General features: G+C 60.3%; 24 protein-coding genes and 1 pseudogene. 7 read left to right on the top strand and 18 right to left on the bottom strand.

All coding sequences use genetic code 11. The annotated features are described in order from the left end of the window. Positions 1-81 precede the first annotated feature (81 nt). From HYN24_RS10985 to pedF, 4 genes are read right to left on the bottom strand one after another with little or no spacing between them, the layout of a single operon-like run. Positions 82-615, bottom strand: a complete 534-nt coding sequence (locus tag HYN24_RS10985; protein ID WP_117609288.1) for a cytochrome b — start codon at positions 613-615, stop codon at positions 82-84. Beyond that, positions 612-1556, bottom strand: a complete 945-nt coding sequence (locus HYN24_RS10990; protein ID WP_117609289.1) for a beta-propeller fold lactonase family protein — start codon at positions 1554-1556, stop codon at positions 612-614. The genes HYN24_RS10985 and HYN24_RS10990 overlap by 4 nt, the downstream gene beginning before the upstream one ends. A 2-nt stretch (positions 1557-1558) precedes the next feature. Next, complete coding sequence (locus HYN24_RS10995) at positions 1559-2407, bottom strand: ABC transporter substrate-binding protein (RefSeq protein WP_117609290.1); 849 nt, start codon at positions 2405-2407, stop codon at positions 1559-1561. Beyond that, on the bottom strand, positions 2397-2804 hold the full coding sequence (gene pedF, locus HYN24_RS11000) for a cytochrome c-550 PedF (protein ID WP_371413255.1): 408 nt from the start codon (positions 2802-2804) through the stop codon (positions 2397-2399). Before pedF ends, HYN24_RS10995 begins: the two co-directional genes overlap by 11 nt. 575 nt (positions 2805-3379) lie before the next feature. Here pedF and HYN24_RS16160 point away from each other — a divergent pair. Next, positions 3380-4585, top strand: a pseudogene (locus tag HYN24_RS16160) (sigma-54-dependent Fis family transcriptional regulator); the annotation flags it as partial. A 389-nt stretch (positions 4586-4974) separates the two neighbouring features. Continuing rightward, positions 4975-5073 (top strand): helix-turn-helix domain-containing protein, encoded by a 99-nt coding sequence (locus HYN24_RS16165; RefSeq protein WP_240327780.1) that lies wholly within the window; start codon positions 4975-4977, stop codon positions 5071-5073. A gap of 69 nt (positions 5074-5142) precedes the next feature. On the opposite strand, the gene HYN24_RS11010 is transcribed toward HYN24_RS16165, so the two are convergent. The 7 genes from HYN24_RS11010 to HYN24_RS11040 all read right to left on the bottom strand — a co-directional run bounded on the left by HYN24_RS11010 (position 5143) and on the right by HYN24_RS11040 (position 10767). Then, complete coding sequence (locus HYN24_RS11010) at positions 5143-5526, bottom strand: SirB2 family protein (RefSeq protein WP_117609292.1); 384 nt, start codon at positions 5524-5526, stop codon at positions 5143-5145. After that, a complete protein-coding gene (locus HYN24_RS11015; protein WP_240327781.1) occupies positions 5523-6812 on the bottom strand; it encodes a hypothetical protein in 1290 nt (429 codons plus the stop codon). The genes HYN24_RS11010 and HYN24_RS11015 overlap by 4 nt, the downstream gene beginning before the upstream one ends. A gap of 38 nt (positions 6813-6850) precedes the next feature. Next, positions 6851-7078: a DUF2249 domain-containing protein gene (locus tag HYN24_RS11020; protein WP_117609294.1), complete on the bottom strand. Its 228-nt coding sequence runs from the start codon at positions 7076-7078 to the stop codon at positions 6851-6853. After that, positions 7075-7521 (bottom strand): hemerythrin domain-containing protein, encoded by a 447-nt coding sequence (locus HYN24_RS11025; RefSeq protein WP_117609295.1) that lies wholly within the window; start codon positions 7519-7521, stop codon positions 7075-7077. The genes HYN24_RS11020 and HYN24_RS11025 overlap by 4 nt, the downstream gene beginning before the upstream one ends. Positions 7522-7602: 81 nt before the next feature. Then, a complete protein-coding gene (locus HYN24_RS11030) occupies positions 7603-8343 on the bottom strand; it encodes an MBL fold metallo-hydrolase (RefSeq protein WP_117609296.1) in 741 nt (246 codons plus the stop codon). A gap of 18 nt (positions 8344-8361) precedes the next feature. Further along, positions 8362-8991 (bottom strand): methyl-accepting chemotaxis protein, encoded by a 630-nt coding sequence (locus HYN24_RS11035; protein WP_240327658.1) that lies wholly within the window; start codon positions 8989-8991, stop codon positions 8362-8364. A 27-nt stretch (positions 8992-9018) separates the two neighbouring features. Then, on the bottom strand, positions 9019-10767 hold the full coding sequence (locus HYN24_RS11040) for an alpha/beta hydrolase (RefSeq protein ID WP_117609297.1): 1749 nt from the start codon (positions 10765-10767) through the stop codon (positions 9019-9021). 210 nt (positions 10768-10977) lie between these two features. Here HYN24_RS11040 and HYN24_RS11045 point away from each other — a divergent pair, with 210 nt between their 5' ends. After that, positions 10978-11421 (top strand): universal stress protein, encoded by a 444-nt coding sequence (locus tag HYN24_RS11045; RefSeq protein ID WP_117609298.1) that lies wholly within the window; start codon positions 10978-10980, stop codon positions 11419-11421. Between the two features lie 18 nt (positions 11422-11439). On the opposite strand, the gene HYN24_RS11050 is transcribed toward HYN24_RS11045, so the two are convergent. The 7 genes from HYN24_RS11050 to HYN24_RS11080 form a co-directional block, all read right to left on the bottom strand. After that, entirely contained in the window at positions 11440-12153 is a 714-nt protein-coding gene (locus HYN24_RS11050; protein WP_117609299.1) for a hypothetical protein, read from the bottom strand. 102 nt (positions 12154-12255) lie between these two features. Beyond that, a complete protein-coding gene (locus tag HYN24_RS11055) occupies positions 12256-12951 on the bottom strand; it encodes a 2-phosphosulfolactate phosphatase (RefSeq protein WP_117609300.1) in 696 nt (231 codons plus the stop codon). A 67-nt stretch (positions 12952-13018) separates the two neighbouring features. After that, a complete protein-coding gene (locus tag HYN24_RS11060; protein ID WP_117609301.1) occupies positions 13019-13519 on the bottom strand; it encodes a hydrogenase maturation protease in 501 nt (166 codons plus the stop codon). After that, positions 13516-14979, bottom strand: a complete 1464-nt coding sequence (locus tag HYN24_RS11065; protein WP_117609302.1) for a Ni/Fe hydrogenase subunit alpha — start codon at positions 14977-14979, stop codon at positions 13516-13518. Before HYN24_RS11065 ends, HYN24_RS11060 begins: the two co-directional genes overlap by 4 nt. Positions 14980-14991: 12 nt before the next feature. Beyond that, positions 14992-15540 (bottom strand): NADP oxidoreductase, encoded by a 549-nt coding sequence (locus HYN24_RS11070; RefSeq protein ID WP_117609303.1) that lies wholly within the window; start codon positions 15538-15540, stop codon positions 14992-14994. A 1-nt stretch (position 15541) separates the two neighbouring features. Continuing rightward, on the bottom strand, positions 15542-16243 hold the full coding sequence (locus HYN24_RS11075) for a 2Fe-2S iron-sulfur cluster-binding protein (protein ID WP_117609304.1): 702 nt from the start codon (positions 16241-16243) through the stop codon (positions 15542-15544). Further along, the gene (locus HYN24_RS11080) at positions 16240-18138 is read right to left on the bottom strand and encodes an NAD(P)H-dependent oxidoreductase subunit E (protein ID WP_117610332.1); all 1899 of its coding nucleotides are present in this window, start codon (positions 18136-18138) and stop codon (positions 16240-16242) included. The genes HYN24_RS11075 and HYN24_RS11080 overlap by 4 nt, the downstream gene beginning before the upstream one ends. 219 nt (positions 18139-18357) lie before the next feature. On the opposite strand from HYN24_RS11080, the gene fabI reads away from it, so the two are divergent. The 4 genes from fabI (at position 18358) to HYN24_RS11100 (ending at position 21824) form a co-directional block, all read left to right on the top strand. Next, the gene (fabI, locus tag HYN24_RS11085; protein ID WP_117610333.1) at positions 18358-19167 is read left to right on the top strand and encodes an enoyl-ACP reductase FabI; all 810 of its coding nucleotides are present in this window, start codon (positions 18358-18360) and stop codon (positions 19165-19167) included. 78 nt (positions 19168-19245) lie between these two features. Continuing rightward, positions 19246-19821 (top strand): hypothetical protein, encoded by a 576-nt coding sequence (locus HYN24_RS11090; protein ID WP_117609305.1) that lies wholly within the window; start codon positions 19246-19248, stop codon positions 19819-19821. Beyond that, positions 19818-20306, top strand: coding sequence for a hypothetical protein (locus HYN24_RS11095; protein ID WP_117609306.1), 489 nt, complete (start codon positions 19818-19820; stop codon positions 20304-20306). The genes HYN24_RS11090 and HYN24_RS11095 overlap by 4 nt, the downstream gene beginning before the upstream one ends. Before the next feature lie 99 nt (positions 20307-20405). Beyond that, entirely contained in the window at positions 20406-21824 is a 1419-nt protein-coding gene (locus HYN24_RS11100) for a bifunctional enoyl-CoA hydratase/phosphate acetyltransferase (protein WP_117609307.1), read from the top strand. Position 21825 lies beyond the last annotated feature (1 nt).

The following is a 21825-nucleotide window of genomic DNA, read 5'->3' on the forward strand; positions in this document are numbered from 1 at the left end:
CCGAAGGTGGCTTTTAAGGGGAATGCACGGATGTGCTTATTGCTTTAGTCAGTACATATTGCTCCGCTGTGGAACAACTGTTCAATTTCTGAACAACCTACCGGGCAGCATGCGCTGCAATGTGCCGTCTCGCAACATGGCGTGTTTCACTGCGCCAGCCACATGCAGGACGATCAACGCGGCAATGCCCCAGACCAATCCTTCGTGGAGCAATTTGAAAATGGCATTGAACGATTCACTGGGCGCAACAATTCTCGGCAACTCAACACCGAAAAACTTGGTGGCGTAAGTGGTGAACGACGATGCCAGATAACCGGCCAGCGGCACCAGGGCGAGCAGGGCGTAGAGCCCATAGTGAGTAACCATTGCCAGCCTGGCCTCCCATCCCCCACTAATAGCAGACGGCGCCGGATGGCCGCGCCGCCAGGCAAGTCGGACAACAACCAGCAAAAGGGCCAGCAGGCCGAGGGATTTGTGCAGGCCGTAGGCGGCGCTGCGCTCAGCCCCTTTGGGCAGATCGACCATGGTCCAGCCGAGCCAGAGCAACCAGGCGATAAGGATGGCCTGCCCCCAGTGCAGGGCGATGGCTGGCAGGGTATAACGCTGACTGTTCATCGGATACTCACACCCCAGGGAAGTTCGCCGACTTCAATGTCGAGCCGTCTTTGGTAGCTGGCGGTATCGATGACCGAAACCGTCCCGGAACGGCCATTGGCCACGTAGAGCTTGCTGCCATCCGGCGTAATCGCCATGTTCCACGGCCGCTTGCCGACCTCAATGGTAGCCACTACCGTATTGCTGGCAACATCAATTGCCATCACCGACGGATCTCGCCCATTCGAGACAAAAACCCGCTTGCCATCCGGATGCACGGCGATACCCGCCGGATATTGCCCGGCGGTGATTTCTGCCACGGCACGACGCTCCGCCACATCGATGACATAAACCTTGCCGGTCATTTCGCTGGCCACATAGGCGCGGCTACCATCAGGCAGGAAGCCGATGCCGCGCGGCCGCTTGCCGACAGGAATACTCGCCACCTGCTTGCGCGCCGCCACATCGACGACATCAACCTGCTCCGCCTCTTCGGCGCTGGCGTAAAGCCAGCGGCCATCCGGACTGAACACCGCATGTTCCGGATTCTTGCCTTGCACCTTGATACGGGCCAGTTCCCTGCCCTTCGGCGCGGCCAGCAAAACAATACTGTTGTCGTCTTCAACCGCAACCGCGAGCAACTTGCCATCAGGCGACAGGCTGATCCCTTCCGGCGAGTCGCCAACCCGCACCGCGGCAATCTGCTTGCCGGCCACGGTATCGACAATGAGTACGCTGCCGGTCTTGCCATCGGTCAGGTAGAGCCGCCCATCGCCAGCCGCAATGCCGCGTGGGCGCTGACCGACGGGAATATTGACGAGTCGCTGATCGGTCGCAGTATCGATGACGCTGACACTGGCCGATTTTTCGTTCGGCACGTAGGCCAGCGGTGCAGCCAGCGCAGTGCCGGCCAGCACACCGACCAACACGGCAAGCAGGAGATGCGGCAAAGTCGGGCGCACGTTCAATTGGCCTGATGAGAGATGCCGTGGCGCTTGAAGATGTCGGCAATCGTGCCGTCACGCTTCAAACCAGCCAGCGCGCTGCCAATAGCTTCGGCCAGCGCCTGATCCTCGACCTTGACGGCCATGCCAAGCGGCCAGCTATCGATCTTCAGTTCGGCAAACTTCGGGCTGTCGAGTACCACCTTGTCCTGCCCCTTGATCGCCGCCTCAAGTTCGCCACGCTGTGCCAGCACGGCAGAAACCTTGCCTTCGGCCAGCCCCTTGGCCGCTTCGGCAACACTCTTGAAATGCACGACGTTTTCCCGCAGGCGACCATTCAGCACACCGAGCAGGAAGGAATCGGCCAGCGAGGTTGTTTCGACACCGATCTTTTCCCGCGTGAAGATTTCCAGAGCTACAGCTGCCGAACCCGAAAGCGCCTTTGGCAGACGTTCGGGATTGCGGGCCAGAGCCAGCGTCTCGACATGGTAAGCGCCAAAGATACGGACTTTGTCGTTGCTGCGCGCCAGATACTCGTCGACCGGCACATGCATCATCACATCCGATGGCTGGGTACCCAGATAATGGCCTTTCCAGACCATGTTGCGCAGATCGTCGTTCATGTCTTCGTCGGCGTTGTAGCCGACGATTTCGGCGGTCAGGCCAAGCTTTGCCGCAATCGCCCGGGCGATGTCGGCATCGATGCCTTTGCCACCGGCCATCGAATATGGCGAAAAATCGTTGTAGACCGCAACGCGCAGACGACCACGCTGACGGATCGCATCCAGGCCATCAGCCAGGGCCGGCAGCGCTGCTGCCATGGGCAAGGCAGCCAGGGCCTTGAGCCAGAGACGACGATTATTCTTCATGGACGGTTTCCAGCCAGGTGCGGATAGCCCACATGGCCTCCTGACTCAGCGTACCCTCGAACGGCGGCATATAAACACGACCATCGCGCACAGCCCCCTTGCGGATGCGTTGCAGGAAAACCTCATCCCCTTCGTCAGCCACGGGGAGGTAGCGCAGATCAGGCGCGATGCCGCCGGAAATGGCCCCCAGGCCGTGACAGCGAGCACAGTTCTGATTGAAAGCGGAATCTCCAATGCGAATGGCTGTCTTATCCTTGCGGTACGGATTGCTCGCCAGGAAATCGGCCCCCAGATTTTTCAGGCCGGTTGTATCGACAGCCTGCGGCACCACGTCACCGTGCGCAAAAACCTGGGATGCCGTGGCGCTGATGATGAGAGCGGCAGCCAAAGCGCCGATGTGTCGAAATGGATGTTTCACAATGTCTCCTTGATTAGGTTCGGATTACTGCCTTTGTCGGAAGACATCTGCAATCCCTGTGCCAGCTCATGTATCGGCACGAAAGATTCTTCTGGCACAAGGTCTTGCCGGAGATGGCGTAAAAACGTGACACTTCTGCGTGCATGGCACGACCTTTGCTAAATGGTGTGGCGCACTGCTCGCTTCATTGCTAATAAAAGGGGCAGGTGTTACGTTATGAAGCAACAAAAAGACAAATAAAGCATTCCGCAGCTGCCGGAGGAGAGATGGGACAAATACAACTATTGGCCGAGATTCACGGTCAGCGCCTGCAACAGGCCAGGCAACTCTTTTTTGAAGAAGGCTCCCTGCCCGATGGCCTGATTGATCCGGTCATCCTCCGCTCATGGGAGCGCTGCCGGCGTTTCGGCCTGGGCGAAGGCAATTTCGTCCCGGTCACCGACGCGATGGATCGGGTCGCCCTGAAAACCGAGCAGGACCGCAATCGCTTCCTGCTGGCTCAGGGACGACCGATCATGGAGCATGTGTTCGAGCAGATTCGCGAATCCGGTAGCATGGTCATCCTCGCCGATGCCAACGGCCTTCTTCTCGAAACAGTGGGCGATGCTGATTTCGTCGATCGCGCCGACCGCGTCGCCTTGTCTGCCGGCGCCTCATGGGACGAAAACCAGCGGGGCACCAACGCCATCGGCACGGCGCTGACCGAAGAAGGCCCGGTGTCCATCCTTGGCGGCGAGCATTTCCTTGAGCACAACGGCTTTCTGACCTGCTGCGCCAGCCCGATCTTCGGACCGGATGGCCGCCTGATCGGAGTTCTCGACATTTCTGGCGATTACCGCAGCTACCAGCGGCATACGTTGGGTCTGGTCCGCATGTCGTCAGCCATCGTCGAAAGGCGTCTGTTCGAATCGGCCCACGCCCGTGACATCCTGGTCTGCTTTCACAGCCGGGCCGACTACCTGGGCAGTCCCAAGGAAGGCCTCGCCGCTGTTTCGCCCGATGGACAGGTCCTGGCGATGAACCGTAACGGCACCGAACTGCTGGGCATTCGTCAGGTAGACGCCGTGCGCCGCGACTTCTCGATGGTCTTTGAAAGCAATCTGTCAGCCCTGATCGACCGTCTGCGTCATACGCTACAGGGTAGTTACGAAATCAACGTCAATGGCAAATCACTGCACGTCCAGCTCCGTGGCCAGCTGCCGCCGTTGGCCGTGGCCGGTCGGGTCTACGATGAACCAGCCTCCATCCGCGCCCCGCGTCGCCCCGAAACCATTGCGCCATCCGGCCCGACTCTGGACACCCTGAATACCGGCGACGCCCGACTGCAGGCCGCCATCGAACGCGCCCGGCGCATTCTCGGCAAGGACATCCCCATTCTCATCCAGGGCGAATCGGGCGCCGGCAAGGAAATGTTCGCCAAGGGCTTCCACAACAGCGGCCCGCGCGGCAACGGTCCCTTTGTCGCGCTCAATTGCGCATCGATTCCGGAAACCCTGATCGAGTCCGAACTGTTCGGCTATCAGGGTGGGGCCTTTACCGGCGCCCGCAAGGAAGGCGCACCTGGCAAGATTCAGCAGGCGCACGGCGGAACCCTCTTCCTCGATGAAATTGGCGACATGCCGCTCAACCTGCAGGCCCGCCTGCTGCGTGTCCTGCAAGAGCGCTGCGTGACGCCGCTAGGCAGCACACGGGCGATCCAGGTCGATATTTCGCTCGTCTGCGCCACCCACCGAAAGCTGCGGGAAGAAGTCGCCCGTGGGGCCTTCCGCGAAGACCTTTATTACCGACTGAACGGCATGAGCGTGACCATGCCGGCCCTCCGCGAAAGGACCGACATCCGCGCCCTGGTGGCCAAGATTGCCGCCAGCGAAACGGCAAGCCGCAGCCTGCAGGTCCGTTTCTCCGAAAAAGCCCAGAGCGCCATAGAGAACTATGCCTGGCCGGGCAACATCCGCCAGTTGTTCAATGTCATCCGGGTCGCCATCGCGCTGCTCGATGATGACGAATCCCTGATCACTGAAAGCCACCTGCCTGAAGAGTTATTCGAAAACGTGGTGGCCGTCCCCCCACCCAACCCGGCTTCGATCCGTGGGCAGCAGCCCCGCTGGAAGGGGCCAACAGCATGGATGCCATCGGCCGGCAGGCCGCCATGCGGGCTCTGGAATCGGCCGGCGGCAACATCTCCTCTGCCGCCCGCCAGCTCGGCATCAGTCGCAACACGCTATACCGCAAGCTGGGGCGGATGTAGGAAGCTGCCTTGGGCTGGTAGTGCTGGGGGCGGGCAAAATCCGGCGGAACGCTCGCCCCCACCCCAAACCTACCAGCCGAAAACCAGCGGGTTACGCGTCAGCGCCACGCTGACGATATAGGCATAGGCCAGCCCGGCCAGCACGAAGAAACGCGCCCGGATCGCTTTGCTCCGGCCGCGTTTCAGCGCCATCATGCCAAACAGGACGTAGGCAAGCAGGCCACAGACTTTAGCCGTCAGCCAGTTGTTCACAAAGGGATATTGGCCGCTCATCCAGGCCATGGTCAGCGCACTGCCCAGCAGCATGGTATCGACAACATGCGGCAGGATGCCGGTCAGGCGATGCTGGCGTAACGGCGATTCGCACAACATCCACCAGCCGCGCAGGCTGAAGCCAAGACCGCTGAGAACGACACAGGTGATGTGCAGGTGTTTGAGGGCGAGGTAACTCATGGCGTTGCGAGTTTATGCGCCATATCGGCGAGATGCCCTCGATAGCGCCGGACGGCTCCGATCAGGTTCCACCACAGCCAGCCATTGGCAACAGCAAAGGCCAGACCCGCCACGCGGGCCAGCCACGCTGGAAAAATGGTGGCAGCAAGCAGCAGAGTCAGCGCGGCGACGTAAGCCAGCATCTGCCGGTGCATGCCAACTTCGGCCAGAATCCTGTTCATGGCCGGGGCCGGCACCTTGGCCTGACCGAAACTTTGCAGATGCATCCACGACAGGAAGGGAATGATCTTGTAGAGCATGCCGGTAATGCAGGGGACGAAGCCGCCAGCCACCAGCAAAATGCCAGAAATCACGGTCCAGCCGTCGAGGTCTGCGGCCGCCGGCCACAGCGCAGCCAGTGACAGCAACACCAGGCCAACGGTCGAGCCGATCAGGCCCAGTTGCCAGTAGCGATACGTGGTATCCGGCCGCGCCCGCCGACGTTTGCCTTGCAGACGCAGGGTCAGGCCAGCGAAGGCGATGCCGGCCAGCGCCATGCCCAACGGGGCAAGACGGACCAACCAGGGCCATTCGGCGACCAGGGCGAGACTCCACAGTCCGAGCATGGCCAGCACGAAAATTGGGAACCACCACGAGGCACGGGCCGGATAGCCCGGCGTCAGCTGAAACATCGGCACCACGACATAGGCCATCGCGGCGAGCAGAACGCCAGCCCAGCCGCCCAATCCCCAGCCGGCATGCAGATCAGCGAGGGCCATCAGGGGCAAGGACCAGCCACCGGCCAGGGCCAGCGCCAGGAAAACCCCATAGCCAACGACAACAGCCAGTCCGAACAGAGCCAGCTTGATACCGCGGATGGTCGGGCTGGTCGTCGGCACGCCGATCAGTGCCCGTGCCGTCACGGCGAGAAAGTACAGTACGGTAAAGCCCAAGATGGCGGCGGCACAGCCCAGCAGGACAGGTGACGCGGCCAGAAATCCGGCGCCCAGCAGAAGCGCCCCGACCGACAGGCCAACATGGACCAGGCGGGCGACCACCAGCGAATTTTTCAGGCTGGCCCCGGCGACCACCGGCAGTATCTGGATCAGGGCACCCAGCATCACCTGCAGCATGAAGCCGATGGTCATCAGGTGGGTCGCCGCCAGCAGGCCGGGCGTCCACCGCGAAGCGAGAAGATCGGGCCCCTCGAAGGCCAGCAACAGTCCAGCGAGCACGGCAAATAGCGGCGCCGTCAGAAAGAACCGCAGCGGCGCCGCGAAGGGCGGGGCGTTCTCAAAGGCCAGCATGGCTTGCACGGGACTCGGCTTTACAAAGAGGGGTCGGGTCAGCGCGAGATCAGAATCTCGAAGGTACCATCCGGCAACAATTCGGTTTGGTAATCGTGACCGTTCTGGCGCAGCACCTTATAGAGGGGATGTGGCTCGCGAAAAAGCAGCAGCAGCATCTTTTCGCCGTCCTTCAGCGTATCGAGCATTTCCATGGTCGCCACGAAGGGCCCGGGCGGCTCCATATAGCGGGCATCTACAACATGCGGGGTCTTGGCATGGTTCATTCGTCGCACAACTCCGTTTCCAGCCGTTCGAGGATGGCTGGCGATTCGGCGCTCAGATGCTGGTCACACATCGGGTAGAGCATGTTCTCTTCCTTTATGTTGTGCTGCTGCATCATGATGACCAGGGTATCGGCCAGCCCGAGATAATCCTCGGCATTGGCCTTTTGCAGGGCATCCGCTGCGTCGACCATGAGGCTGCGCAGTTGTTCGTGCTCCATGCGCATGACCTGAGTCGGCCCCTGACGCATGCCGGTCTTCGCCTCGAAGGTCGGAAACAGCGTCTTTTCCTCGCTGTCGAAGTGAGCCAGCATGGCCGAGCGAAAATGCCCGAAGGTAGCACTGGCCAACACCCAATCTCCCTTGCCGACGGCCTGCTCGGCTTCGGCAAACAGATCATCGCAGCGGCGATGGTCGTCGGTCATGAAACTGCGGATGGTGGTCATTGGTGGCTCAGTGGCTGAAGGTGTCCCATTCTCGGGGCTTGACCCCTGAACACACCTTGACCATCATCAAATCCGGACCAATCAGCCGCCGCAAGATCCGACCTGCAATGCGTCGAACCAGTTGATGAAGCGCTGGACATCGGCCCCCTGGTAGATCGCGCCGTGTTGCGGGCAAAGCATGTCAATGTCTATCTTCGACACCCGCTCGCACCAGGCTCGCTTGGCCTCGTTGGAACCCATCCAGCGCCGATGAAAGCCCTCGGCATGACGAATGTGGGCATCGAAATTCTCGACAAACAACCCACTCTCTGCAGCCGGCAACAAGGCAGCCCCGACATCGCCGGAAAACAGAAGCTTGGCAACCTTGTCGTAAAGGTGAAAATTGCCCGACGAATGCAGATAATGGGCTGGTACCGCCCTCAGTATCAGGCCGTCAAGGTTAATGTCGTCACCCTCGTCGGGAATCGCCACGAAGGTCTCTGCCGTGCCACCAAAATGGGGGATGAATCCGGCCCACAGCCAGCTGACATGACAGCGTAGCTGCGGATTGAATTCTAGCCATAGGGCAAGCGACGAGCAGGTATCAGGATCCTGATGCGAGGCGAAGATACCGCTCAGCGCCGAGGGGTCGAATTCCGATGACAGTGCCGAAAACACCGCCGGAAATATTTCAGCCCCGCCCGGATCGAGCAGCAATCCCTTGCTGCCATGGGTCACCAGATACTCGTTGGTGTCGATCAGGTGATTGGCCTTGTCCGGATCGCGAACAATGGCCACCCATTTGTGATTGCCTTCCTGAAAGATCGTCTTGGTTTTTTTCACGCATCCGCTCCTGTACATTCACCTGCCGGCAAAAAAGGCTGACCGGCGCAGCGCTTCGAGCGAAGCGCGAATTTCTTCGACCACACCATCGAATTCTCCTGAAACCTGAGACAGCGGCACAGCAAAGGCCTGGCCGTAAGCCGCCTCGATCTTTGCCGACTTGGCCAGCATGCCGCCCAGTTCGACCAACTGGAATGCATCGTCAAGGGCCCGCTTGAGCTGTTTGCGCAAGCCAACCAGATGCTGGGCATGCTCGGTACTTTTCCGCTCCCTTTCGGCCAAGACCTCGGTCAGCCGGCCCACCCGCGACGTTTCGACCGCCTGACGGAGCAGCCGGGTATGACGGATATCCTGCAAGACCAGCGAAACTTCGGCGACGCAGGCATGGATCAGCGCTGTGAGCCCGGCCATGCTGTCGCGCAGATCCTGCGAAAACACCCGCAGTTCATTCGACAGCACGCCAAAGCCACGGGCTGCCGTACCGGCCCGCTTGGCCAGAAAAATAGCATTGAGCGCCATAATGTTGATCTTGAAGGCAACGCCGACAATCGACTTGATTTCCTCGTTGATGCGCACAATGCGCAAGAGATCGCCCCTGGCCTGCTCGGCCCAGGCTGAGCCACTGAACGATTGCGGACTGATCATCATTCGGACATCCATACCCTGTAGTCCCTGCTATTTTTCCAGCACATAGGTACCGGGCGCATCGGCCAGGGCCGGGAACTTCCGGTTGGCTGCCGGGTAGGCATCGACGAGATCACCGGTCCGTTCGCCAAGCCAGCGGGTCCAGTCGTCCCACCACGTTCCTGTCTTCTTTTCCGCCCGGTCAAACCAGTGTTCCCAATGCTCGTTACGTTCCGGCTCACCGATCCAGTAGGCCCGCTTGGGCGGATTGGCCGGCGGATTGACGATACCGAGAATATGACCGGAGGTCGACAGAACGAAGCGCACCGGCGCCTTGACGTTGATCTGCTTGCGGATGCGATAGCATTGCTTCCACGGCGCGATATGGTCGTCCTCGGCAGTCACCGCGTAGAGGGGCTGCTCGATCAGGTCGAGGTCAATCGACTGATCGGCGATGGTCAGCTTGTCGCGTTTGATCAGGTTGTTGTGGAGATACATCTCGCGTAGGTAATAGGAATGCATGGCCTGCGGCATGCGCGTCGTATCCATGTTCCAGAACAGCACATCGAAAGCCGGTAACGGCTCGCCAAGCAGGTAGCTGTTGACCCAGTAATGCCAGATCAGCGGGTTCGAGCGCAGCATGCGGAAAGAGCCGGCCATTTCGCTGCCGTCGAGGTAGCCCTTCTTGGCCATCGACTCTTCCAGTGCTCCGATACAGGCTTCGTCGATGAAGACATCGATGTCGCCGGGATGGGAGAAATCAGTCAGGGTGGTGAACAATGTCCAGTGCGCGACCGGCAGTTTTCCGGCGGCGAAATGCTTGTTGGCCCAGGCCATGTAGGTGGTGACCAGGGTGCCACCGATGCAGTAACCGACCAGATGGACTTTGGGCACCTTGCAGAACTCAGTCGCCACCCGCACGACCTCATTGACGCCTTCGAGCAGGTAATCGTCGAAACGGATATCAGACAGATCCGCCCCCGGGTTCTTCCAGCTCGTGATGAACACCGAGAAGCCCTGATCGGTCAGATGCTTGACCATGCTTTTCTTCGCGGTCAGATCAAGAATATAGAACTTGTTGATCCACGGCGTGATGATGACGATGGGCATCGCCCGCACCTTGGCCGTCGTTGGCGCAAAATGGATCAGCTCGACCAGACGGTTGCGGAAGACCACCTTGCCCGGTGTCGTCGCCAGATCCTTGCCGACAGTGAAGGCATCAGGCTCGACCATCAGGATATTCTTGGCCTTGACGTCACGCTGGAAGTTTTCCCAGCCCTGCTTCAGGCTTTCGCCCTTGGTTTCAACGCAACGCTGGATGGCTACCGGATTGAGCCAGAAGAAGTTGGTCGGCGCCACCATGTTCAGCCATTTGCGCAGCCAGAAGGCGGCGCGGCGACGTTCCTTGTCGGACAAGCCCGGCGTCTCGAAATACATGTCTTCGAGCCGGTGGGTAAAGGCGATATACCATTCCTTGATGATGTCCCAGGTAGCCGACTCGGTCCACACCGGATCGGCAAAACGGGCATCATCAATATTCGGCCGGATCACGTCGTCGGACCGAATACCCAGCGCCCGGCGCATCAGATGCGACTGCAGGGCCACCAGATCGGCCGACAAGCCGCTCATGGTCCGTGCCAACTCCTGCGGGTGCATCAGCCAGGCCATCTGCGCATTGAGCAGCGAGGTGGTCACGCCATACGGATCGATGGCGCTACTGACGGCCTTGCCGAGCGACTCGACGGGGCTCGGGTGATCGATATCAACAGTGTTGCGACGGGCTGTTCCATTACCAGACATGACATTCCCCTCTTACTGATGCGTGCTGCGCTACCTGAATCATTGACCTTGCTGACGCCCAAAACCGACCGCCATTGCGCCTCAGCGGGGCAACTCAACGGCAGTGTACGGGAATCGGGAGCAGCCTGTTTTAATTCCTTCGGACTTGGCGTAGCATGAACCTCAACAAGGCGGAATGCAACGCCAGCAGACCATTTCAGGAGGTTAGGCATGTTCACGCATATCTTTGTACCGACCGACGGTTCCGAACTCTCGCGCGCCACGGCGCAACGTGCCGTTTCCTTCGCCAAGGAGGCCGGTGCCCGCATCACCGCCTTTTTCGCCAAACCGGAATATCCCATCGCCTACTTCGGTGAAGGTGCCCTGATCGACCCGACGACGCCCGAAAAATTTGCCGAACTGGCCGACCAGCAAGCCCACGAATATCTCGGCGAAGTCGAGAAAATGTGCGCAGACGCCGGCGTCCAGTGCAGCACCGTAGCTGCAACCAGCGACATTCCCTACGAAGCGATCATCGAAGCCGCCGAAAAATCCGGTTGCGACCTGATCTTCATGGCCTCCCACGGACGCCGCGGCTTCAGCGGTTTCCTGCTTGGCAGCGAGACCAACAAGGTACTCACCCATTCCAAGGTGCCGGTACTGGTGTATCGCTGAATAAGCGGCCATCACCTGTCAACGGCCGGCGCATCCCCCCTGCCCGGGCCGGATGCGGCAGAGCACCTCGCCACTGACCGTATCGACAAAGTCGACTGACTCAAGCCGGCTAAGAAAATAGCGTTTCTTCAGCGTGAAATCAGTCGGCTTGCCGTAGATGGCCTTCCAGAAGGTTGTGCTTTCGCTGATCACCGGTTCGATCAGCCGCGCCGTCGCCCGCATCCCCAATCGCCCAGCCACGTCGGCCAACAGACTGGCCGAAAAGCCGGCGTCGTCATCGCTGGTACGCGGGTAAAAATCGTAAAGGTTGTCGAAGGCCAGAAAATAGTCGTAGCGCCAGCTAACCTTCATCTGCTGCGGCGTGCCGATCTTGTCCTCGGCAGCGTATTCACCTCGCTCGACAAGGACCGACTGGAGAGGCAGAAATTTGTACTGGTAATAGTCGTCGAGGGCGGGGTCAGCCAGCGGTCGCCAGCTCCAGCCCTCGGCAATCTGGTTGAAGGCCATGCGATAGAGAAGGTCGATGCGCTCGCCATTCGGCTCAACGACCAATCCCCCGCCGGCCGCCAGATCGATGTCGACCTCAACCATTTGCCCAACCGTTGCGCTTATGCCGCTGGGCGACAAGGCGGCGATAGCGGCGAATTGTCGATCAGCCGGTTCAGCCGCATGTGCCGCATCAAAAAAGGCGGCGACCAGAGTCGCCGCGAATGTGTATCTGAGGAAAAACATATCGACCTGAAACGCCTCCCATGGGGCAACAAGTCAGAAAGATTTTCTGCCTGAAAACCGCCGCCGCCCATGATGCATATCAACAAATTTTGCCGGCGATGCTCAGTCCGGCAGGCTGATGACAAGCTGATGCGCAGCGCAGCGCACGGGCATGGCAAAGTCGAAATAATCCGGCCGGGCGGCCAGACCGAGATCGGCCAAAGGTAGATTGGGCCAGGTGCCAGCCGTAAACCGCCGCCCGAAATCCGACATGCGGACCCGCTCGGCAAAAACCTCAGGATTAACCGGTTCGCTGCGCAACAGGGATTCGATGTAATCGGCGCAGGCGATGTCCTCGTCGCCATCGCGATCAACCCATTCACCGGTGATCACGAAGCAGACCTCATCAGCCCCAGCCTGACGGATCGCTGCCGCCGTAGCCCGGGCGCAGACCAGGCTGGTTGCATAGAGATGCCGCGCCTGACGAAAACGCTGCAGGCCGCGCACTCCGGCCGCCGTCGTCATGACGACATTTTTCCCGGCCAGATCGGCCGACATCAGTTGCGAGGGCGAGTTGCCAAAATCAAAACCAGGTACCGGGTCACCGCCCCCCACCGCCCCCACCGAGACGGCATTGGCCAGCCGCCCGAACAGCGCCGTCGCCTCGACAATGCCCTCAACCGGATAGATCGCCCGAGCCCCTCGTGCCAGCGCAACCGCCGCCGTCGTGAACGAGCGCAGAACATCGATGACAACCACCGTATCGGTAGCAATCGGCTGGTTCTGCAGGCGATTGAGGAAAAGTCGGGAAAACCTCATGGATGACAACCAAGCGTATCCGGAAGTGCCAGCATATCCCCAAGCCGAGGTTTAGCGCAAAGCCTGATCAGCCCTTGGTCGGCCCTGATTTCTCTTCCCAGACAACCAGCGCGGCTTGTTGGCAAAGCCCAGTGAGCAAGCCGAAGGCCAATTCCAGATGTTGACTCGCGGCGCCTGACAAGGGCTCGCCCAGTTCAAAACCCTCACCACGAATACACAGCACAAAGGCTGGTGGCGGTGGTTCTCCTTCGGTCTGGACATAGACCTGCAACACCGCTTCGGGCGGTAGTTCGTGGGTGGTGCAGGCGGCGCCGCTGGCCGGGGCGATTCGCTCGAAGGTAAAGGGTCCCGGTGTGTTGGCACCGGCATCGATGAACAGGGCGAGTTGCCGGCCCTGGAGGTCGAGGGCGTGTTCGATCTGGAGTTGGAAGTCCTCGATCAGCTCGAATTGATCGGCCAGCCCTTCCTGGTCCAGCCACGCTTCCAACCGGGCGCAGCATTCCGGCCCGATGGCGTCATCGCCACGACTCGGGTTGCCGACGGCGAAGATGACAACTGGTGCGCTCACGAGCGGCTCAGCGAATGAACGATTTTCCCTTCGACATCGACCAGTTCAACCTCCAGCGGCATTTTGCCCAGCGCATGCGTGGCGCAGGACAGGCAGGGATCGAAGGCGCGGATGGCAACCTCGATGTGATTGAGCAGGCCCTCGGTCACCTCATGGCCGTGCAGGTAGCGCCGGGCGACATTACGAATGGCTTCGTTCATTGCCTGATTGTTGTTGGTCGTCGACACGATCAGGTTGGCCATGGTGACGAGGTCGTTCTCGTCGACGCGGTAATGGTGGAAGAGCGTGCCGCGCGGTGCTTCGATGACGCCAACGCCATCCATCTGGCGTTCGCCCTGAACCATCAGGTCTGAACCAAGCAGATCGTCGTCGTGGAGCAGTTCCTTGATCACCTCGGCGGCGTGCAGCATCTCGATCATCCGCGTCCAGTGGTAGGCCAGCGGGGCATGCATGGGCGAACCGCCGGCGTAATCGACGAACTCCTTGCGCTCATGTTCGGCGAAGGGAGTCGAAATCTGGTTGCAGTTCTGTACGCGAGCCAGGGGACCGACCTTGTACCAGCCGTTTTCCTTGCCCAGCGACTTGAAGAAGGGGAACTTCATGTAACTCCACGAGCGCACCTCCTCCTCGATGTACTGGTCGTATTGCTGGTAATCGACGTGATCGAAGATGAGCTTGCCGTTGTCGTCGCGGGCGCGCAGCGTGCCGTGATAGAAATCAAGGTCGCCGTTGTTGCCAACAAGGGACATGAAATTGGAACGGAAGATGCCAAAACTGTTGTACAGGCCGGGGTCCTGCGTATGCACCTTCTGGATCAGGTGCACGGCTTCACGCGACCACTGGACGATGTGATAGATGTCCTTGAGCAGCTCATCGCGTTCGGCGATGGTCAGTGCCTTGTTGACCCCGCCCGGCACGGCGCCAGTGCCATGCACCCGCTTGCCGGCGGTGACACGGATGACTTCCTGGCCGAACTTGCGGAGCAATACGCCGCGCTTGGCGGTTTCCGGATGCGCCATGGCCACACCGACGATGTTGCGCTTGGTCACATCGCTGTCGAAACCAAAGAGCAGATCAGGCGAACAGAGGTGGAAGAAGTGCAGCGCGTGCGATTGAAGCATCTGACCGTAGTGCATCAGGCGACGCATCTTTTCGGCGGTTGCCGTCAGCTTCTTGGCCCCGACGATGACATCAAGCGCCTTGGAAGCAGCCAGATGGTGGGACACCGGGCAGATACCGCACAGGCGCTGGACCATCACCGGCACCTCCCAGTACGGCCGACCCTGGATGAACTTCTCGAAGCCGCGGAATTCGACGATATGCAGGCGTACCTGATGCACCCTGTTCTGGTCGTCGAGCAGGAGGGTTACCTTGCCGTGTCCCTCGACCCGCGATACCGGATCAATCGCCACACGGCGCAGGGTCTCGGGATGGGCAGCAGTTTCTAGTTGGTAGGTCATGTTCTACCTCAATCAATCGTAATGCATGAGGCCGTGGCCAAGGGTTGGCTCCTTGCCCGCCAGCAGATCGGTCAGCACCTTCCAGATAGCATCCGCCGAAGGCGGGCAACCGGGAATGAAGTAGTCGATCTTGACCACTTCATGAATCGGATGCACCTGGTTGAGCGGCAGTGGCAGTTCCGGATCGTTGGGAATCATGCCGTTGGTCAGCCCCGGACTGGTGTGATAGACCTCTTCAAGGATCGTCGTCAGCGGCAGGTGGTTGCGTTGGGCCGGCAGGCCACCATTGATGGCGCAAGCACCCATGGCGATAAGGATTTTGCAGTTCTTGCGGAACTCACGCAGGACGTGGACATTCTCGGCATTGCACAGGCCGCCTTCGATGATGCCGATATCGCAATCCGGACTACAGGTTTTGATATCGGTCAGCGGCGAACGGTCGAACTCGATGTGTTCGAGCAGCGCAAACAACCGCTCATCGATATCGAGCAAGGACATGTGGCAGCCAAAACATCCAGCCAGCGAGGTAGTGGCGACCTTGAGCTTCTTGGTGGCGGTCATTTCAGCGGCCCTCCTCGGCGGTTTCCGAAATGGGCGCCTTATCGTACTTGCGCGCCCCGATCGGCACGGCGAATCCCTGACGCTTCTGGAGGATGACGCCGACCGGACAGACCTGCGCCGCCTTGTCGGCCAGCGTGAAGTCGGTATCGGCCAGCTGGCCGGACTTGGCATTGACGATGAGGTGGGTCTTGATGCCCCGGCCGGACAATCCGAAGACATTTTTCCCATCGACATCGCGGCTGGCCCGCACGCAGAGCGAGCAGAGAATGCAGCGGTTGAAATCAAGCAGCACCTCGGGGTGCGAGGCATCGACGGCACGATTCGGGAAGAAGTGGTCGTAGTGCGGTGACATCATGCCGAGGTGGTAGGCCGTTGCCTGCAACTGGCAGTTGCCGCTTTTCTCGCAGGATGGGCAGAAGTGGTTGCCCTCGACAAACAGCATCTGGGTCAGGGCACGGCGTTCGGCGTTAATTTCCTCGGTCTCGCTCTCGACCACCATGCCGGCTGCGGCACGCATGGTGCACGATGCCGTTTGCCGGCCATTGACCTTGACGGTACACAGCTTGCACGAGCCGTGCGCCTTGAATTCGGGGTGATAGCACAGATGCGGAATGAAGACGCCGGCTGCGCTGGCCGCCTGAATGATGGTCTGCCCCTCGGTGAAGGGAATGGTCTTGCCATCGAGCGTAAAGGTATGGCTCATGCTGCACCTCCGTGTTCCGTTTCCAGATGCGCCCCGGCATCGTCGCGCCCGGTCATCTGCCGGGCCGAGGAGAGTTCGCGGTCGAGATCGAAGGCCGGCGTGAAATCCTGCTGCATCATGCGTTTTTCGTAGGCCGGTCGGAACTTGGCGATGGTGTCGAGCACCGGATTGCAGGCGGTGTGACCAAGGCCGCAGTGGCTCATCGATTGCAGCAACTGGTTTAGTTTCTCGATTTCGGCAAAGTCGTAGGGCGAGCCGCTGCCGTAATGCAGCTTGTCCATGAGGTTCTTGAGCAGCGAGGTGCCGACCCGACAGGGCGTACAGAAGCCGCAGCTTTCGTGCTGGAAGAAATGCACGTAGTTCCGGGCCACTTCGAACATGTCGCGGCTCTTGTTGAAGATCGTAAAGGCCCCCGCTGTCGGAATATCCTCGAAACCGATGATGCGGTCGAACTCGTTCTCGGCAACACAGATGCCGGAAGGCCCGCTGACCTGCACGGCCTGCGTATCGGTCGCGCCGCAATCCTCAAGTACCTGACGGATGCTGACGCCGAAGGGGTATTCATAAATACCCGGCCGGACGCAATCGCCGGAGACTGACAGCAGCTTGGTTCCCGCCGAATGCTTGGTGCCGATGGCGGCATACCAATCGCCACCGTTGAGAGCGATCAGCGCAGCTGCGGCGAAGGTTTCGACGTTATTGACGATGGTCGGCTGGTCGAGATAGCCGTTGGTGACAGGAAATGGCGGCCGGTTGCGCGGCGTGCCGCGCTTGCCTTCGAGCGACTCGATGAGCGCCGACTCCTCACCGCAGACATAGGCCCCGGCCCCGACATGAATCTCGATATCGAAATCCGCCCCGGGCAGGCCACAGATGTCCTTGCCCAGCAGGTTTTCGCGGCGACGGTGGGCGAGCACGGCATTGAGGTGATCAAGCAGGTAGCGGTACTCACCGCGCAGATAGACAAAGCCACGCGTCGCCCCCACTGCGTAGGCCGCCACCGTCATTCCCTCGAAAACCAGATCGGGACACTTGGCGAGGAGGACCCGATCCTTGAAGGTGCCCGGTTCGCCCTCGTCGGCATTGCACACAACAATACGCTGCAGGCCGGCCTTGAGCGGCGCGTTGCGGCAGGCTTCCCATTTCATGGCGGTGGTAAAGCCGGCCCCGCCGCGACCGCGCAGATTGGCCCGCTTGAGTTCGTCGAGCGTAGCAGCCGGGCCACCGATACCGCTCGGCAAACCTTCGCGCCAGGAACGCATGTTGGAGGCATTGAGGCCGTCACTCGGCGTCCTGGCACGGGCGGCCAGCAGGGCCTCGCCGGGCTTGAAGTCGGCCTGAAGCAGAATATCGGCCCGCCGGATGTTGTCTTCTATCTTGAAATAGGCTGGCGGCCACTCGCCCAGCGGCACCTTGTTGCGGATCAGTTCGGCGATTTCGTCGATGCGCCCTTCGTTCAGCCCGGCAATGGCATAGTTATTCACCAGCATGCCCGGCCCCTGGTCGGACATCCCCGTGCACGCCGTCTTGCCGACGCTGACCAGGCCATCTTCCGAAACCTTGCCGCGCTCGACCCAGAGGTTGTTGCACAGACGCTCCATCATCGCCCGGTTACCCTGCATGCGGTCGGTAATGTTGTCAGAAAACAACACCCGGTATTGGCCACGCGGTTCGGTGTAGATAAAGGAATAAAACCCGGCGACGCCTTCAATCTTGGTGCGGGGCACACCGAGCACGGCCTGCATGCGGTCGATTGCCTCTGGCGGCACCCAATCGCAGGCCTCCTGGACTTCGCGCAGGATCTGCAGCATGCAGGTCGGATCGCGTCGATATCGATTGATCACCCGGTCAACCACCCCAGCGATCGCTTCGGCATGCAGTTCATTGAATCCCACGACAATCTCCAAAATTGCCTATGACATGAAGAGGCTAGCACCCGAATGTTGCAGTTAGTTGAGCAAGGTCAACCAAAGGCCATTTGTCACATTGCAAAAGCCTGAATATGTAACAATGGTGCTGCGTCGCAACATACACAAAGCACCGTCAATTGGAGTAATTCAATTACGAATGGTGCAACGCAATACTCCTTGATCACCCCTGAAAGGAAGAACAGCATGAACACAATAAATGAACAATCCCCCCTCGTTCACACGCATGCCCATTTGCCGCTGGCTGGCAAAAAGGGATTGATTACCGGCGTCGCCAACGACAAGTCCATCGCCTTCGCCGTCGCCAAGGCCATTCGTGAACTGGGCGGTGAAATTGCCCTGACCTATCAGAACGAAAAAACGGCCAAATACACGCAGCCACTGGCCGAGGCACTCGGTGCCAAGCTCTTCCTCAAACTCGATGTCACCGAGGAAGGCAGCCTGGAAAGTGCCATCGCGCAATGCGGTGAAGAGTTCGGCGAACTCGACTTCGCCATTCACTCGATGGCCTTCTGCAATGGCGACGACCTGCATGGCCGGGTCATCGACACCACCGAAGCCGGATTCGACTCGGCCATGAACATCTCCTGCCACAGCTTCCTGCGCATGGCCAAGGCGGTTGAACCCCTGATGGCCCATGGCGGTTCGCTGATCACCATGTCCTACCTCGGTGCCGAGCGCGTCGTGCGCAACTATGGCGTCATGGGCATCATCAAGGCGGCACTTGAATCGGCCGTCCGCTACATGGCTTACGACCTTGGCCCCAAAGGCATCCGCGTCTTCGCTGTGTCGCCCGGCCCGATCATGACCCGCGCCGCATCCGGGATCGCCAACTTCAACCAGTTGCTTGAAGCCGACGCCGTCAAGGCACCGCTCGGCCGCACCGTGACCATCGACGAAGTGGGTGCCCTCACCGCCTTCCTGTGCACGCCGGGTTCATCCGGCATGACCGGGCAGACGATCTATGTCGACGCAGGCGCCCATATCGTCGCCTGAGGAAATGCTGGAAACTGGCGGGGGAACGCAAAGTGCTGCGTTAACTCCCGCCAGTTTGAAACGATTTCGGAGAACTCGATGCCAGACATTGACGGATTACTCCCCGATCCCGTGCCGGATCATCCGCTGTTGCGCGGCCGCCAGGAAATCGGTCGCGGCGAAAGCACCATCGTCCTTGAAGCCGACACCGTCGACGGCCAGGAGCGCGTCTTCAAGGTGCTTTCCTCACCGACCGACTATGCCTATTACACGGCTGACGACCGACCGACCGGACCACACTTTCCCATCGTCTATACCGATCATGGGACTTTCGGCCGCTCCAGCCGTGGCTTTCCCTTCCACATTGTCGAGGTTGAACGACTCTACCCGCTGCCCGGCAGTGGCGATGCCGCAGAAGTGGCCACCAAGCTCTCGACCTCGTATTTCGACGCCTGCATGATGTGGCGCAACCTGGCCCAGGACATGGGACGCATTGCCTTGCACCATCTCGTCGTCACCCCGATGGGGTGGACCGATGCGCTCAAGGAGTCGCTCAAGGCGGTCGAAGACTTTTCCACCGAATATGGCGCCCTGCCCGACCTCATCAAGGCCGACAACCTGATGATGCGCAAGGATGGCACCCTCGTCTTTTCCGATCCGGTTTTCATGGAATGACCATCAGCAAAGTGTATTTCGCCTCGCGTGAACTGGCCGAATCGCTGATTGGCAAGCCGTCCATCGCCGTCATTTCGATTACCGACCCGGGCTCTCCGGAAGCCAATCTCCACGCCCATTTCGAACATGTCCTGCGCCTCGCTTTCTACGATGCCGTGCCGGCCGACGACTACCTGCCAGCACCGATACCGGGCCTTTTCGACTATCCGATGGCCCGCCAGATCGCCACTTTCGTACAGGATCTGCACCATGCGCCAGCCGACGTGACAATGCTCGTCCACTGCGAATATGGCGTTAGTCGCTCCGCTGCCGTCGCCCTCTTTGTCGAAGCCTTTACCGGCGCCACCTTGGTTTCACGGGAATTCACCGGCGATGCCAACCAATGGGTGGTTGACCAGTTATCGCAACTGCGCCCCGAACTGGAAATCGACATTCCACCCGCCAGTGCCGCCCCCGAGCGCCGTACCCAACCCCGACCCCAATGAGAACCAACGCCTTGCGCAAAACGGATGACATTGTTTGCTGCAGCGCAGCACCCTATACTGTCAAGAGCCTGGAGTCCGGGTTTTTTATGGAGCATTGCCATGCATGAAAACAGCGAGCAGCGTTTTCTGGTCAACAAGACCTACGACGAAATCCGCGTCGGCGACTCGTCCAGCCTGACCCGGACCCTGATGCCGGAGGATGTGAAACTGTTTGCCATCCTGACCGGCGATATCAACCCTTCGGTAGTCGACCCCGGTTATTCCGAAAGCGGCCTCTTCCGCGAAGTGATCGCCCACGGCATGTGGAGCGGCTCGCTGATCTCGACCGTACTGGGCACCCAGTTCCCCGGCCCGGGCACCATCCTGATTGACCAGGCGCTACATTTCTCCCGCCCGGTCACGATCGGCGACACCATCACCATCACCGTCACCGCCAAGCAGAAGTTCGATCACAACAAGCATGTCACCTTCGACTGCGTGTGCACCAACCAGGAAGGCCTGCAGGTCGTTCGCGGCACGGCCGAAGTGCTGGCCCCGACGGAAAAGGTGTCGCGCCTGCATGAAGTGCACATGCCGTCGATCCGCATCGATGACAAGCACGAGCGTTACATTCACCTGCTCGAACGCGTCAAGGGGCTGGAGCCTATCCCCACGGCCGTCGCTCATCCCTGCGACTACGAATCCCTGAAAGGACCGGTCCAGGCCTTCCAGGCCGGCATCATCGAACCCATCCTGGTCGGCCCGGAGAACAAGATCCGCGCTGTCGCCGAAGAGTTCGGCATCGACCTCTCCGGTATCCGCATCGTCCATGCCGCGCACAGCCACGATTCGGCAGCACTGGCCGTGTCGCTGGTGCGCACCGGCGATGCCGAGGCGCTGATGAAGGGCAGCCTGCACACCGACGAACTGATGGGCGAAGTCGTCGCCCGCGCCAACGGCCTGCGCACCTCGCGCCGGATCAGCCACGTCTTCCTGATGGACGTGCCAACCTATCACCGTCCGCTGCTCATCACCGACGCCGCCATCAACATCGCGCCGACGCTCGAAGACAAGGCCGACATCATCCGCAACGCCATCGAGCTGGCCCACATCATCGGTATCCCCGAGCCCAAGGTGGCCATTCTCTCGGCAGTCGAAACGGTCAATCCGAAAATCCAGTCCACCCTCGATGCCGCTGCCCTGTGCAAGATGGCCGACCGGGGGCAGATCAAGGACGGCATCCTCGACGGCCCGCTCGCCTTCGACAACGCCGTCTCGCTGATCGCCGCCAAGACCAAGGGCATCAAGTCGGCCGTCGCCGGCCACGCCGAAATCCTCGTCGTGCCCGACCTCGAATCCGGCAACATGATCGCCAAGCAACTCGAATATCTGGCCAACGCCCTGACCGCCGGCATCGTGCTCGGCACCAAGGTGCCGATTGTGCTGACCAGCCGCGCCGACTCGGCGGAAACCCGTACCGCCTCGTGCGTCATTGCCGCACTGATCGCCCACCACAACCGCAAACTTGGAACCGTCTGAC

It is taken from the genome of Dechloromonas sp. HYN0024 (assembly GCF_003441615.1).
Taxonomy (GTDB): domain Bacteria; phylum Pseudomonadota; class Gammaproteobacteria; order Burkholderiales; family Rhodocyclaceae; genus Azonexus.

Excerpts from the sequence above, each read along its gene's own strand:
- HYN24_RS10985 (WP_117609288.1), bottom strand. The coding sequence starts at position 615 with ATGAACAGTCAGCGTTATACCCTGCCAGCCATCGCCCTGCACTGGGGG.
- HYN24_RS10995 (WP_117609290.1), bottom strand. The coding sequence starts at position 2,407 with ATGAAGAATAATCGTCGTCTCTGGCTCAAGGCCCTGGCTGCCTTGCCC.
- HYN24_RS16165 (WP_240327780.1), top strand. The coding sequence starts at position 4,975 with ATGCGGGCTCTGGAATCGGCCGGCGGCAACATCTCCTCTGCCGCCCGC.
- HYN24_RS11010 (WP_117609292.1), bottom strand. The coding sequence starts at position 5,526 with ATGAGTTACCTCGCCCTCAAACACCTGCACATCACCTGTGTCGTTCTC.
- HYN24_RS11015 (WP_240327781.1), bottom strand. The coding sequence starts at position 6,812 with ATGCTGGCCTTTGAGAACGCCCCGCCCTTCGCGGCGCCGCTGCGGTTC.
- HYN24_RS11020 (WP_117609294.1), bottom strand. The coding sequence starts at position 7,078 with ATGAACCATGCCAAGACCCCGCATGTTGTAGATGCCCGCTATATGGAG.
- HYN24_RS11025 (WP_117609295.1), bottom strand. The coding sequence starts at position 7,521 with ATGACCACCATCCGCAGTTTCATGACCGACGACCATCGCCGCTGCGAT.
- HYN24_RS11035 (WP_240327658.1), bottom strand. The coding sequence starts at position 8,991 with ATGATGATCAGTCCGCAATCGTTCAGTGGCTCAGCCTGGGCCGAGCAG.
- HYN24_RS11040 (WP_117609297.1), bottom strand. The coding sequence starts at position 10,767 with ATGTCTGGTAATGGAACAGCCCGTCGCAACACTGTTGATATCGATCAC.
- HYN24_RS11045 (WP_117609298.1), top strand. The coding sequence starts at position 10,978 with ATGTTCACGCATATCTTTGTACCGACCGACGGTTCCGAACTCTCGCGC.
- HYN24_RS11050 (WP_117609299.1), bottom strand. The coding sequence starts at position 12,153 with ATGTTTTTCCTCAGATACACATTCGCGGCGACTCTGGTCGCCGCCTTT.
- HYN24_RS11055 (WP_117609300.1), bottom strand. The coding sequence starts at position 12,951 with ATGAGGTTTTCCCGACTTTTCCTCAATCGCCTGCAGAACCAGCCGATT.
- HYN24_RS11065 (WP_117609302.1), bottom strand. The coding sequence starts at position 14,979 with ATGACCTACCAACTAGAAACTGCTGCCCATCCCGAGACCCTGCGCCGT.
- HYN24_RS11070 (WP_117609303.1), bottom strand. The coding sequence starts at position 15,540 with ATGACCGCCACCAAGAAGCTCAAGGTCGCCACTACCTCGCTGGCTGGA.
- HYN24_RS11075 (WP_117609304.1), bottom strand. The coding sequence starts at position 16,243 with ATGAGCCATACCTTTACGCTCGATGGCAAGACCATTCCCTTCACCGAG.
- fabI (WP_117610333.1), top strand. The coding sequence starts at position 18,358 with ATGAACACAATAAATGAACAATCCCCCCTCGTTCACACGCATGCCCAT.
- HYN24_RS11090 (WP_117609305.1), top strand. The coding sequence starts at position 19,246 with ATGCCAGACATTGACGGATTACTCCCCGATCCCGTGCCGGATCATCCG.
- HYN24_RS11095 (WP_117609306.1), top strand. The coding sequence starts at position 19,818 with ATGACCATCAGCAAAGTGTATTTCGCCTCGCGTGAACTGGCCGAATCG.
- HYN24_RS11100 (WP_117609307.1), top strand. The coding sequence starts at position 20,406 with ATGCATGAAAACAGCGAGCAGCGTTTTCTGGTCAACAAGACCTACGAC.